We start from the raw sequence: 12,756 nt of genomic DNA, 5'->3' as shown, positions 1-12,756 counted from the left end.
GCAGGAGACAAGCATGGCCAGCGCACAACCCGTTTTGCAGAGCCTCCAGCCGGCGGCAGACGCGGCCAGTCCGAGCCACCTCGACCGCATCGGTGATGGCGGCACCATCTCGGCCCGTCTGGACCGATTGCCCGCGACGCGCGCAGTCTGGAAACTCATCGTTTTGCTGAGCCTTGGCTTCTTCTTCGAGATCTATGATCTGCTTTTCAGCGGCTATATCGCGCCAGGTCTCGTCAGAAGCGGCATCCTCACGTCGACGACGGCAGGACTTTTTGGCACTTCCGGCGTCGCCAGTTTTATCGCCGCGCTGTTCTCCGGACTGTTTGTTGGCACCATCGCCTGCGGCTTTCTCGCCGACCGCTTCGGCCGGCGCGCGATCTTCACCTATGCGCTGCTGTGGTACGTGGTGGCAAATACGGTGATGCTGCTTCAAACGTCGGCTTTAGGCCTCAATACCTGGCGCTTTATCTCAGGGCTCGGCATTGGCGTTGAATTGATTACGATCGGCACCTACATGTCCGAGCTCGCACCCAAGCATCTACGCGGCCGTGCATTCGCAATTTGTCAGGCGGTGGGCTTTTCCGCCGTGCCGGTCGTGGCCTTCCTGTCCTATCTCTTGGTGCCGCGCACGCCGTTCGGCATTGCCGGCTGGCGCTGGGTGGTGCTGCTCGGTGGTAGCAGCGCACTGATGATTTGGTGGTTCCGACGCAATCTGCCCGAGAGCCCTCGGTGGCTAGCCAGTAAAGGACTGCTGGAAGAAGCGGACGCAGTGCTCAGTCAGCTCGAAGCAAAGGTTCAGAAAGAGTACGGCGAGCCGCTGCCGGTGCCTGGACCTGCCGAGCCGGTAATTAGCAATGCCGGTTTCAGCGATATGTGGAAGCCGCCTTATCGCGAACGCACGGTGATGCTGATTATCTTCCACGTATTCCAGACGGTCGGGTTTTTCGGTTTCGCAAACTGGGTGCCAACCTTGCTCGTCAAGCAAGGCATCACGGTGACGTCAAGCCTCCTGTACACAACTGTCATCGGACTCGCGGCGCCTATTGGCCCGCTTCTTGGCTACTGGATTGCCGACCGCTTCGAGCGCAAGCATGTGATCGTCGTGATGGCGGGCGCCAACGTTGCCTGTGGGCTGATCTTCAGCCAAGTGAGCAGCGCCGCGATGGTGGTCGCATTAGGTGTTTGCCTGACACTTGCGGGCAACATCATCTCGTTCACGTACCACACCTATCAGCAGGAACTCTATCCGACCGCGATTCGCGCGCGAGCTGTGGGCTTCGTCTATTCCTGGAGCCGTTTGTCTGCTGTTTTCAGTTCTTTTGTGATCGCTTTCATCCTGAGAGATTTTGGTGTATCTGGCGTGTTCTGCTTCATTGCGGGCGCGATGGTGATCGTGATGATTGTCATTGGAACGATGGTTCCGCGGACCAGAGGCGCGTCGCTTGAAAGCATTTCCCATTAGTATCTGGATGCTTCGATAAGGACATCAAGATGACATGGGCGGTTTTTATTTTCGCTGCTTCTGGCGTAGATAGGGCCAAATGCGAGACATAAATGAAATTCCGGCGAACGTGTATTGCGCGGAAGTCTACGCCGACTGCACATGCGGCCCTCTAGTCCTTTCCGTGCACGGTGTTTCCGCCGCGATGTTGACGCAACGTGGTGGCGACAAGCCCGCGAAACCATCGATGCCCCGCGTCGTTGTGATGTCGAGCGTGCCAAAACTGCTGGACGGTCAGATCGGGTAAGTCGACAGGCAGTGGAAACACATCAACATCCGCCAAGCGCGCAAACAGGTCGGCGAGTTCATCGGGAACCGCCGCGATGAAATCGGATGTCGCAACGAGGCTCGGCACGGCGAGAAGATACGGTACATCCAAACCGACCTTCAGCCGCGCACCCCGCCGCCGCATTTCTTTTTCGAGTAGCTGATTGGTGAGCGCGAGGGTGCCGGCCACCACATGCTGTTTCTCGATGAACTGTGCGAGTGTCATGCGGATCTTCCTGCGCGTGGGCCCGCCTCTGATGATGCCGACCAGCGAGCGGCGGAAGAGCGGCTGCTGATGCAGGTTATCGCCCATCTTGCCCAGATATCCGATGGCCAGATCCAACGCGCCATCCTGCAGCGCGCTCGCCAATTCGAGCGACGGCAACTGGATCGGCTTGAGCGATGCAAGCGGCGCGCGTTCACGCAACGCCGCGAGAAGCCGAGGCAACAACACGATCACGCCCATGTCGCTCAGACAAACGGAAAACGTTCGCGTGGTGGTGGCCGCGTCGAATGCCTTCGCGCTCCATATCTCCTGCTGGACCACGCCTAGCACGTGCGCTACGCCGTCAATCAGACGTTCGCCCACGGGCGTGGGCGCCATCACAGGGCCGGCACGCACGAACAGATCGTCCTGAAACAGTGTACGGAGTTTCCCCAGTGCATGACTTACCGCGGGTTGCGTCAAGCCGAGGCGGTCGGCTGCCCGGGAGACGCTCCGTTCCTCGCCGAGCGCCTGAATGACGTACAGAAAATTAAGGTCGGGCGAGTCCATGTATGCACCAGATTCATTATGGATATGAAACTCATTGTATAGATTTATACCCGCCCAACGATTAACTTTGCTCCACGGTCGATAAAAAGAGAATCAGGAGACAGAAGTGGTGGATTGCGACGTCATCATCGTGGGCGGTGGCCCGGTTGGATTGTTTCTCGCAGCTGAATTGGGTCAGCGAGGCATCAGCACGGAAGTGTTCGACGCCAAAGCGGGCACGAGCACTCATCCGGCCGCCAACGCGAATAGCGCGCGCACGATGGAGCACTTTCGACGCATCGGTATATCGGAGGCGGTTCGTGCGTTGGGTTTGCCGCGCGACTATGCACCGGATGTTGCGTACTTCACTTCAATCGCCGGTCATGAGCTTGCACGCCTTCATCAACCGGCATCCCAAGATGCAGTCGAATGGGCAAAAGCGCATTCCTTCACCTGGGCTACGCCTGAACCCCCACACCGTTGCTCGCAACTCTACGTTGAGCCGGTTCTGCTCGAAGCCGCGCGCAAAAACGCCGCGTGCCGTGTGCATTTCAGCGCGCGCGTGACCGAATTCGCGCAAGACGGCGATTCGGTAACGGCCACCGTCGAGTTGGCCGCGACGCCCGAACGCGACGCCGAAACGCGCAAGCTCAACGCACGCTATCTGATCGGTTGCGATGGCCCACGAAGCTTCGTGCGCAAATCGCTTGGCGTGCGGTATGAGGGCGTATCCGGTGAAAAGCGCGAATTCATGGGCGGCCAGATGGACGCCGTGTATTTCTACGCACCTGAGATCTACACAGTCAGCCCGCATGCGCCCGCATGGCAATACTGGACCTTTAGCGCGAGGCAACGCGCGCTGATCATTGCAGTCGACGGCAAAGGTCACTTCATCATGAACGTGCAGATGCGCGAGGACGAACTGCCCGACGACGACAGCGTCCGGCGCCGTATCAGCGAAGCAATCGGCGCGGATATTCCGTTCGAACTGAAAAGCGGTTCGACGTGGACTGCGGGCTTCACCTTGGTCGCCGAGAAGTTCGCGGTAGCGCGAGTGTTTCTTGCCGGCGACGCCGCGCATCTTTTCACGCCGACAGGCGGCCTTGGCTACAACACCGGCATCGAGGACGCAGCCAATCTTGCGTGGAAACTCGAAGCGATGGTCAAGGGCTTCGCGGGAGCCGCACTCGGCGCGAGCTACGAGGCAGAACGCCGTCCAGCGGCGCTGAGAAATACCGCATTTGCACGTGGTTTCGCGGATAGCATCGGCCATCTGCAGGTGCCTGCGGCGGCATACGAAGACGGGCCACACGGCGATGCCGCGCGCGAAGCTGTCGGTGACTATCTGGAGTTTCATGCCACCGCCGAATTCGTCATTCCGGGAGTGCATCTCGGCACGCGTTACGAAATGTCGCCGCTGATTGAAGCCGAAGCCGGTGCGAGCCCGCCCGATACAGCCAACCTCTACGTGCCGTGCGCACGCGCCGGCCATCGCGCGCCGCATGTGTGGCTCGCCGGCGGCCATTCGTTTTACGACCGGCTCAGCATGGGCTTCACATTGCTGTGTACGGCACCGGCAGGCATCGACGCAGCGCACGATGAAGCATTGCACCGCGCTGCATCGACGCTACCGCAACTGGCGGTCATGTGTATCAGCGAAGCGGCGGTAGCTGAGCTCTACAAGGCCGATTTCGTATTGATCCGGCCTGACCAGCACGTGGCTTGGCGCGGCAATGCGCTGGGTAGCGAGTTCGAAGCAGCAGTGAGGCGTGCCATTGGACATGCATGTGATAACGGCGCCGCGCCGTCTTCTGAAACGGCCATGACGCCATGAGTTGAACGACAGGGAGGTCTTGAAGGACCTCTGAAAAACAAAAACGGAAATAGTTTCGCATTCAAGCGAACCCATCCATCGGAGACAGTAAATGCATGCGCACGCAATCACGCCCCGCAGCGTCGTGGACGACGGGAAGACTTCGCCGCTACAAATTCTCACCCTGGTTCTCTGCTTTCTAGTCGTTGCCGCCGACGGCTTCGACGTTGCGTCCGTGGGTTACGTCGCGCCGTTGCTCAAGAAAGCATGGTCGCTCAGCCCGGCGCAGCTCGGTCCGATTTTCGGCGCGGGCCTGTTCGGTCTCACAGTCGGCAGCTTCCTGTTTGGGCCGCTCGCGGATCGCATTGGCCGCAAGCGCGTCATCGCGATTTCGCTTGTGTTGTTCGGGATCGGCAGCCTCGCATGTGCTTATGCGTCTTCGCCAACGTGGCTCATCCTGCTGCGTTTCGCAACCGGTGCGGGACTCGGCGGTGCGATGCCGAATGCGATCACTCTGTCGTCGGAGTTTAGCCCTGCGCGCAGCCGTGCCTTGATGGTCACGCTGATGTTTTGCGGTTTTACGCTCGGGCTGGCGTTTGGCGGCGCGGTCGCTGCGCTATTGATTCCGGCCTTCGGCTGGCAGGGCGTCTTTGTCTTCGGCGGTGTATTCCCGCTTTTGCTGACACCGATAATCTGGCTCTGGATGCCGGAGTCGTTGCGATTCATGGCCGGAAAACCACGCTATCAGCGCGAAAGCAGTGAGGTGCTTCGGCGTCTGACCGGCGACGCGAACACGCCGATCGAAGAGGTGATCCCCAAGGAAGCCAATGCCAACGCGGTCCGTGAAAATGCGGTCGGCACCCTTTTCAGTCAGCGTTATCGAACTGGGACGCTGCTGCTTTGGCTCGCGTTCTTCTGCACCTTGTGGGTCTACTACCAAGTCAGCAGCTGGCTGCCCACGGTGATCACCGGCGCCGGTATCGAAGCCTCGCACGCTGCACGCGTCGGCGCCATGTTGCCGCTCGGCGGAACGATTGGCTCGCTGATAAATGCGCGCTTGATGGACAGGATGAATCCGTTCTACGTGCTCGCCGGCTCCTACGCCGTCGCCGCGGTCTCTATTGCGTTGATCGGGGTTTCGATCAACCAACCCACATGGGTGTACGTCACCGTCTTCATGGCAGGTCTTGGCCTCTCAGGCGCGCAAACCGGCGCGAACGTGCTCGTCGCCGGGTTCTATACGACGGCTGCGCGCGCCACCGGCGTGAGCTGGGCGCTTGGCGTCGGCCGCATTGGTTCGATCATCGGTTCGATGACGGGCGGTGTCCTGCTGGTTGCATTCCATACCGTCGATATTGCATTCGTCGTGTTCGCGGCGCCTGTCGTGATCGCAGGTGTCGCGATGCTCGCGAACGGCTGGGTCTATCACGGGCGCGACACATCACAGATTTGACTTCACTGCGGCGCGAGCGCCGCGTTCATTCAGGAGAAGGGCATGAGGTACGTAAGTTTTGAGAAAGACGGCAGGGCGCTGCTCGGTGTTCGCGAAGGCAGCGCGATCCGCACGCTTGGCGATTTCACCCTGGAAGACTTGCTCGCGCAGGGGGTCGACCTGAACACCTGGGCGGCCACTCAGGAAGGCGGCCGAGTGGAAGCGCAAGAGGGTCTGACGTTTTTGCCGCCTTTACGCCGGCCAACCAAGATTCTGTGCGTGGGTCTCAACTTCAAGGACCACTCGAAAGAAAGCAATTTCGAACAGCCTGATTACCCCACCATGTTCCTGCGGCTCAATACGAGCCTCGTTGCGCACAACGCGCCGATCATTCGCCCGCGTGTTTCGGACAGCCTCGATTACGAAGGCGAGATCGCCGTTGTGCTGGGCAAGGGTGGCCGCCATATCCACCGCGAAGACGCGCTGTCGCACGTCGCGGGTTACGCGTTGTTCAACGATGCTTCGGTGCGCGAGTACCAATTCAAGACGCCGCAATGGACGATGGGCAAGAACTTCGACGGCACCGGCGCATTCGGTCCGGACTTCGTAACGGCTGACGAGCTTCCCGCAGGCGTGAAAGGCCTGCGTCTTGAAACGCGGCTGAACGGCGAGGTCGTGCAATCGGCCAGTACGGACGACATGGTGTTCGACGTCGAAACCCTGATCGTTCTGTTGAGCGAAGCGGTCACGCTCGAAGCCGGCGACGTGATCGTCTCAGGCACCCCGTCCGGCGTGGGCTGGGCGCGCAATCCAAAGCTGCTGATGCGTCATGGCGATGTGTGCGAGGTATCGGTCGAAGGCATCGGCACGTTGCGAAACGAAATCGTCGACGAGGCCGCCTGATCCACCATTCGCCGTTCGGGAGACACCATGTCCGCCAGTACTGATTCGCCGCCCGCCGGCGTGCATTCGATCGATCACTTCGCGCTCAATGTGCCGTCGCTGTCCGAGGCCGAGCATTTTTTCACGGCATTCGGTCTCGACGTCAAGCGCACAAGCGGCGCGCTCGATGTTCGCGCCGCAGACGGTCATCGCTGGGCTCGCATCCTGCCGGCCGACAGCAAGTCGCTTGCCTGGTTGAGCTTCAATTGCTTCGAAGGCGACCTGGCCAGGATCGCGCGGCAAGTGAGCGCGGCGGGATCCACAATCATGTCGTCAAACGATGCGACCCGCTCCGAAGGGATCTGGTTCGCCGATCCAGACGGCAACCTGCTTCAGGTGCGCGCCGGCCCGAAGACCACGCCCGAGGCCAAATTGCCGCTCGCGCCGTTTAGCGCAAGTGCGGATCATCGTGGTTCGCGAATGCGCTCCGAGGTTGCGACCGTACATCCGCGACGTATGTCGCACGTGTTGCTGTTCACACCCGATGTGCTGCGTGCTGTGGCGTTCTACGAGAAGGCCCTTGGCTTGCGGCTGTCGGATCGCTCCGGCGACATCATCGCGTTCACGCATGCGCCTCACGGCAGCGACCACCATCTCGTTGCTTTCGCAAAAAGCACGGCCAAAGGATGGCACCACGTGGCATGGGACGTCGCGAGCGTCGATGAGGTCGGCAACGGTGCGACGCAAATGGCCAAGGCGGGCTTCAAGGCTGGATGGGGGACGGGGCGGCACGTGCTGGGTTCAAATTATTTTCACTACGTGCGTGACCCGTGGGGTTCGTTTTCCGAGTATTCCGCCGACATTGATTTCGTTTCCGCTGGATTCGAATGGCCGGCCGGCAATTTCGCTCCTGAAGACTCGCTTTATCAATGGGGACCCGACGTGCCCGATTACTTCATACACAACACGGAGGCCTGACGGATCAACGTGTCGCGGGAACTGCAGTTCATAAGAAATTAGAACTCGACAAAGGGTTTGGAGACATGAAAATCAATACGATTGCAGCGGTTGCCATGCTTGCATTCAGCGGCCCCGCCTTCGCACAGAGCAGCGTCACGCTTTACGGAATTCTCGACACGGGTATCGAACTGGTGACGCATGCGGATGCGGCAGGAGACAAAGTGATCCGAATGCCGGGCATAACCGGTTCTGTGCCCTCACGCTGGGGGATTCGCGGCAGGGAAGATCTTGGTGGCGGCTTTGCCGCAATCTTCACTTTGGAGAACGGTTTCAATACGCGCGCCGGCGATGTAAACCAGGGTGGCCGACTCTTTGGACGCCAGGCGTGGGTTGGTCTTGCGAATTCGTACGGCGCGCTGACCTTTGGCCGTCAATACACGATGTCGTTTTGGGCCATCAGCGACGCCGATGCCTTGGGCCCTGATATCTATGGGGGTGTCGGTTCAATCGACGCGTACATCCCGAACTCGCGAAGCGATAACACGATCGCCTACAAGGGTACCTTCGGTGGCCTCACGGTAGGCGCGACGTATTCGTTTGGACGCGATTCGGCTGGTACTGGCAATTCGCCCGGACAAGGCACATGCGCGGGACCCATTCCCGGGAACTCGCAGGCGTGTCGGCAGTGGTCTGCGCTGCTGCGCTACGACAGCAGCGCTTTCGGCCTTGCGGCTTCCTACGACGAACAGCGAGGTGGACCCGGCGCTGCGGCGAATTTTTTCAACGGTGTGGTGCCGGTGTCCTTGACGCAAAGCAGCGACAAGGACACCCGGATGCAACTGAACGGCTACTTCAAGGTGGGACAGTTGAAGTTAGGAGCCGGCTGGCTGGGACGCTTCGTCGATACGCAAGCGCTCGCCGTGCCCGATGTTCGCACGAATATTTACTATCTGACCGGAACGTATCTTGTCACGCCGTCCGTTGCTCTGGACGGCGGCGTCTACCGCACTCTTGACAAGCAACAGGACACGCGCGCCACGCTCACGGCATTGCGCGGCACCTATTTGTTGTCCAAACGAACCAGCGTCTATTTGCAAAGCGGCTACCTCTTCAACAGTAACAAGGCGCGCTACACGCTGAGCCAGGGTGGACCCGGGACAACACCCGCTGCGGGCATCGGGCAACTCGGTGTCATGGCCGGCATCAAGCACACGTTCTGATCAAGGAGACGAAACAATGTTTATGCAAAAAGGAAATGTTAGTCCCCGGAGCATGGCCCTGCCAATTGCAGTGGTCATTCTGTCCGCATGCGCCGGCAACGGATCCACGCCGGACCAATCCGCCGCGCCGCTCGATAACCATGTAACCACCGCGTCGGGCAGTCTCGTGGGCAATGCGGCAGACGCTTCGGGCATCGTCAGTTTCAAGGGGATTCCCTATGCTGCCGCTCCCGTGGGAAACCTGCGATGGAAAGAGCCTCAACCGGCACAGAAGTGGACTGGCGCGCGCGACGCCACCACCTTTGGTGCAAAGTGTTGGGCGGCCGCGGCATTCGGTGGCCCGATTAGCACTGATGGCGTGATCGAAGACTGCCTGTTTCTGAATATCTGGAGTGGCGCGAAAACACGAGGCGCAAAACTGCCTGTCATGGTGTGGCTTCACGGTGGCGGATTTCAGTTCGGCACCGGGTCGGACGACAGTCTGGATGGTACGTCGCTCGCAAAGAAAAACGTCGTGATGGTGACGATCAATTATCGCTTGGGCGTATTCGGACATCTTTCAAGACCGGATCTTGATGCGGAGTCGAATGGTCACAAGTCGGGGATGTATGGCATTGAGGATCAGATCGCGGCGCTCAAGTGGGTCAAGGATAATATTGCGTCGTTTGGCGGCGATCCTGCCAACGTGACTGTATTCGGTGAATCGGCCGGCTCTCATGCAATCGGCTTGCTGATGGCGTCGCCCTTGGCGACCGGACTGTTTCAGAAAGCGATTGGCGAAAGCGGCGCGTTCTGGGAAAGCGAACATGGCGAAATGAAGCCGTATGCCGATGCGCAGGCGATGGGAACCGCCCTCGGCACCCAGATGAACGCGCCCACACTTGCTCAGTTGAGAGCCGTCCCGGCTTTGACACTCGAGACGGCAACCAATTGGACTTTCGCCACCGATCCTGGCTTAACCAACTTCTCACCGATCGTGGACGGCTATGTTCTGCCGGAAAATCCCTATATCCGTTTTCTCAATGGTCGTCAAAACGATGTGCCGCTGTTGGCAGGATGGAACTCCGATGAAGGTCTCGCGTTCTTCAACCGTGCGCTTCCGCATACGACGATTCAGTCCTACACGAGCGCCGCCGCAACTGAGTTCGGTCCATCGAACGTGACCGCGTTCGAGCAGGCGTACCCTGCCAGTTCAATCGGGCAAGCGACGCAATCAGCACAGGCATTGATCGGGGACCAGGTGATCAAATACCAGACTTGGGGTTGGGTTACGCAGCAACAGAAGACGGGACATTCAGCGGTATTTGTTTATCATTTCGAGCAGACATCGGCGTATAACCCGGTCGCCACGCATGCGACGGAGGTGCCATATGTGTTCGGCAACCTGACGCCCAATGGAAACGTGACGGCAAGCGCGCAGGATTTGGCTGTGTCCGACACCATGCAATCGTACTGGACGAATTTTGCTCGGTCGGGAAACCCGAACGGGGCAGGGCTGCCACAATGGCCGCAATACACCGGCGCTGGCAGTCAGACTATGCGAATCGGGAATGTGATACAGCCTGGACCGGAGGAGGGAACCGAACGATTCCAGTTTCTGGATAAATTTCGGGCGAAGGGCCTGATTTCGGTGAGTCAGCCGCCGCTTTGATGAAGCGCACCACCGTGTTGATATGAATTGGCTGAAGTTGCGAAAGTCTGTCATAAAAATTCGGTAGTGCTCTTCGTCCAAACCGCCAAGTCCTGCCTCAGTTAAGCATTAAATCATGGACGCGTATGATCTTGTCGCCCACATGCGCTTATCCATACGCAGTCCACGAGCCGTTATGCCACCAAAACCACGCGTGGCGTTATAGACGCCCATGCCGAGTGTTTCTCCGAGGCGTAAGCCGGAGTGACGTTCGTCAACCATTTTCGATACCGCTCCACTGATACGAACTGCCCGACCTTTTAACGCCAGCAAGTCGATGCTTTGCGTGACTCGAATGCGGCAAAGCATCTCGGGTGCGATTGTCGAGTTGCGAAGGTGTCTTGCTAGCGGCGCCATTGCTTCGGGTCCGCAGTTTACTGAAACTGAGCCATGTCCTCACCAAGGAGTGCGCATTGAAAGCAGTGGTCTTCGACGGGATCAGTGACATTTCGCCCGATACGGTATCCGATCCGACCATCACAACACGATCTCGACGCAACCGTAAAGCGCACTTCCAGTGTCATCTGCGGTTGCGTGTGGTCCGCGAGCCGGACGCAATACCAAGCACTCCTCGCCAGCCCAACCAGAACACTGAAGAATTAGGCGCGAGATCTATACCGTTCAGGTTGAGGGTACGCTGACCAGTGCAACCTGCGTCCCTTGATGGATGATGTGGGGTTCGGCGATAACGTAGGCGCGTTCATGTGTTTGTGCTCCATGAATGGATGCATTCATGATGCCGCCTGTGCGCACTCAGTACGCTCCAGTTCTTGTTTTGTTGCTCTTTTTCGGGTGAACATCCGATATCCCCGCCTTGCAGTTGCTGACGTGGACGAGGGCGCTTCCGAGGGAGGCGACGGAGCGCTGTGGGCCGTCGGGCGGCAGCCGGCCGGACCGTGTCAAAAGGCGTAACGGCGCAGACTCTGACGACACCTGTTCTCGCGGCTTCATGTTGTACGCAAGCACGTGCAGCTCATTTCAGTGCTTATCCGCTTGATCGTTCGCGTTAAGAAATGCGTGGCTCCCATCCAAGCCTTCATTGTGCCGAACGGATGCTCGACGGTTTGTCGTCGGATACGCATCATGTCGGGACTGTGGTCAGGACGGATTTGCATCGCATCGAGAACCTCTTCGTGTTCCCAGCGCGTCGCCCGGCGTTGTATGCTCGGCGTGCACTTGTCCTTTAACGAACACTGCTGGCCGTTCGAACTCCAATAACGATGCAACTTTAGCTCGCGCTCGATCGTCACGTAGCGCCATGTGAGACGCTGTCCCGCTGGGCAGCGATACTCGTTCGCCTCGTCATCGTAAATGAAATCGTCTTTGCTGAAGCGACCGTGAGCCGTCGCGCTCGACGTCACCGTCTTGGGAACGTACACAGTAACGCCAGCTTGGTGACACGCGAGTACCTCCTCGCTTTTGTCATAACCTCTGTCCGCAGCTGCCGTGAGCTTCTCGACGCCCGTCTCGTTACGCGCGAGCGTCGCCATCGACGGGAGTTGATCCCGATCAATGCCGCTATTGGTGATCTCGTGCGCGACGATCAAATGGTGCTTTGCATCGACTGCTACCTGGACGTTGTAGCCGACGACGCCGGTTCCTCGCGTCTTCATTGAGCGCGCGTCCGGGTCGGTAAGCGACACTTGCTGGTCTGGCGTCGCGCCGAGTTGAACTTCGACTTTCTCAAGGATTTGCATCTGCTCTTTGAGAGCCGCGATCTTGTCTTGCAACCGTTCAGTCTTCACCTTCGCGATAGTAGGTTCCTTGCGATCGGCGGTGTCCATTTTCACCAGATAACGGCTGATGCTTGCCTCGATATCCTTCATTCGCCGTTCTGGTTTTGCGCTCGTGAAGTTGCGATCGCGATGGTTCACTGCCTTAAACTTGCTGCCGTCTATCGCAACGAGCGCTTCGGCGAAAAGGTCCAAGCGTTGGCATAGCATGACGAACTGACGACAAGCGTTGCGGATCGCTTTGCCGTTGTCTTTGCGAAATCGCGCAATAGTCTTGAAATCCTTTGCCAGGCGGCCCGTGAGCCACATCAATTTAACGTTGCGCTGGGCCTCGCGTTCAAGGCGGCGACTGTATTGAATACAGTTCAGATAACCGAAAATGTACATCTTAAGCTTTACTTCAGGATGATACGAAGGCCGACCAGTCAGCGCCGGTTCAACGCCTCAAACTCAAGTTTCTGAAGATCAAGCTCATCTCGGCTTTGGATGCGTGACGAAAATAAC

The 12,756-nt window shown here is 58.7% G+C and carries 8 protein-coding genes and 1 pseudogene; 7 read left to right on the top strand and 2 right to left on the bottom strand.

The features are described 5' to 3' along the window. The first annotated feature begins 13 nt into the window (after positions 1-13). Positions 14-1,462 carry an MFS transporter gene (locus AXG89_RS16470; protein ID WP_062170919.1) on the top strand — a complete coding sequence of 483 codons (1,449 nt, stop codon included), beginning with the start codon at positions 14-16 and terminating at the stop codon, positions 1,460-1,462. A 151-nt stretch (positions 1,463-1,613) separates the two neighbouring features. On the opposite strand, the gene AXG89_RS16465 is transcribed toward AXG89_RS16470, so the two are convergent. Beyond that, positions 1,614-2,543, bottom strand: coding sequence for a LysR family transcriptional regulator (locus AXG89_RS16465; protein WP_062170917.1), 930 nt, complete (start codon positions 2,541-2,543; stop codon positions 1,614-1,616). A gap of 106 nt (positions 2,544-2,649) precedes the next feature. Here AXG89_RS16465 and AXG89_RS16460 point away from each other — a divergent pair, with 106 nt between their 5' ends. The 6 genes from AXG89_RS16460 to AXG89_RS16435 all read left to right on the top strand — a co-directional run bounded on the left by AXG89_RS16460 (position 2,650) and on the right by AXG89_RS16435 (position 10,480). Beyond that, positions 2,650-4,356 (top strand): FAD-dependent monooxygenase, encoded by a 1,707-nt coding sequence (locus AXG89_RS16460; protein WP_062170915.1) that lies wholly within the window; start codon positions 2,650-2,652, stop codon positions 4,354-4,356. 91 nt (positions 4,357-4,447) lie between these two features. Beyond that, positions 4,448-5,788 carry an MFS transporter gene (locus tag AXG89_RS16455; protein ID WP_062170914.1) on the top strand — a complete coding sequence of 447 codons (1,341 nt, stop codon included), beginning with the start codon at positions 4,448-4,450 and terminating at the stop codon, positions 5,786-5,788. 42 nt (positions 5,789-5,830) lie between these two features. Then, complete coding sequence (locus tag AXG89_RS16450; protein WP_062170912.1) at positions 5,831-6,670, top strand: fumarylacetoacetate hydrolase family protein; 840 nt, start codon at positions 5,831-5,833, stop codon at positions 6,668-6,670. A 27-nt stretch (positions 6,671-6,697) separates the two neighbouring features. Continuing rightward, positions 6,698-7,627: a VOC family protein gene (locus AXG89_RS16445; protein WP_062170910.1), complete on the top strand. Its 930-nt coding sequence runs from the start codon at positions 6,698-6,700 to the stop codon at positions 7,625-7,627. 65 nt (positions 7,628-7,692) lie between these two features. Continuing rightward, positions 7,693-8,829 carry a porin gene (locus AXG89_RS16440; RefSeq protein WP_062170908.1) on the top strand — a complete coding sequence of 379 codons (1,137 nt, stop codon included), beginning with the start codon at positions 7,693-7,695 and terminating at the stop codon, positions 8,827-8,829. Continuing rightward, complete coding sequence (locus AXG89_RS16435; protein ID WP_162916080.1) at positions 8,756-10,480, top strand: carboxylesterase/lipase family protein; 1,725 nt, start codon at positions 8,756-8,758, stop codon at positions 10,478-10,480. Before AXG89_RS16440 ends, AXG89_RS16435 begins: the two co-directional genes overlap by 74 nt. 984 nt (positions 10,481-11,464) lie before the next feature. On the opposite strand, the pseudogene AXG89_RS16430 reads toward AXG89_RS16435, so the two are convergent. Continuing rightward, positions 11,465-12,728 (bottom strand): annotated as a pseudogene (locus AXG89_RS16430) (IS1182 family transposase); the annotation flags it as partial. Positions 12,729-12,756 lie beyond the last annotated feature (28 nt).

It is taken from the genome of Burkholderia sp. PAMC 26561 (genome assembly GCF_001557535.2).
In the GTDB taxonomy this organism is placed as follows: Bacteria; Pseudomonadota; Gammaproteobacteria; order Burkholderiales; family Burkholderiaceae; genus Caballeronia.
This window is presented reverse-complemented; position numbering and strand designations above follow the sequence as displayed.

Coding starts and splice junctions, on each gene's coding strand:
- AXG89_RS16470 (WP_062170919.1), top strand. CDS start 14: ATGGCCAGCGCACAACCCGTTTTGCAGAGCCTCCAGCCGGCGGCAGAC.
- AXG89_RS16465 (WP_062170917.1), bottom strand. CDS start 2,543: ATGGACTCGCCCGACCTTAATTTTCTGTACGTCATTCAGGCGCTCGGC.
- AXG89_RS16455 (WP_062170914.1), top strand. CDS start 4,448: ATGCATGCGCACGCAATCACGCCCCGCAGCGTCGTGGACGACGGGAAG.
- AXG89_RS16450 (WP_062170912.1), top strand. CDS start 5,831: ATGAGGTACGTAAGTTTTGAGAAAGACGGCAGGGCGCTGCTCGGTGTT.
- AXG89_RS16445 (WP_062170910.1), top strand. CDS start 6,698: ATGTCCGCCAGTACTGATTCGCCGCCCGCCGGCGTGCATTCGATCGAT.
- AXG89_RS16440 (WP_062170908.1), top strand. CDS start 7,693: ATGAAAATCAATACGATTGCAGCGGTTGCCATGCTTGCATTCAGCGGC.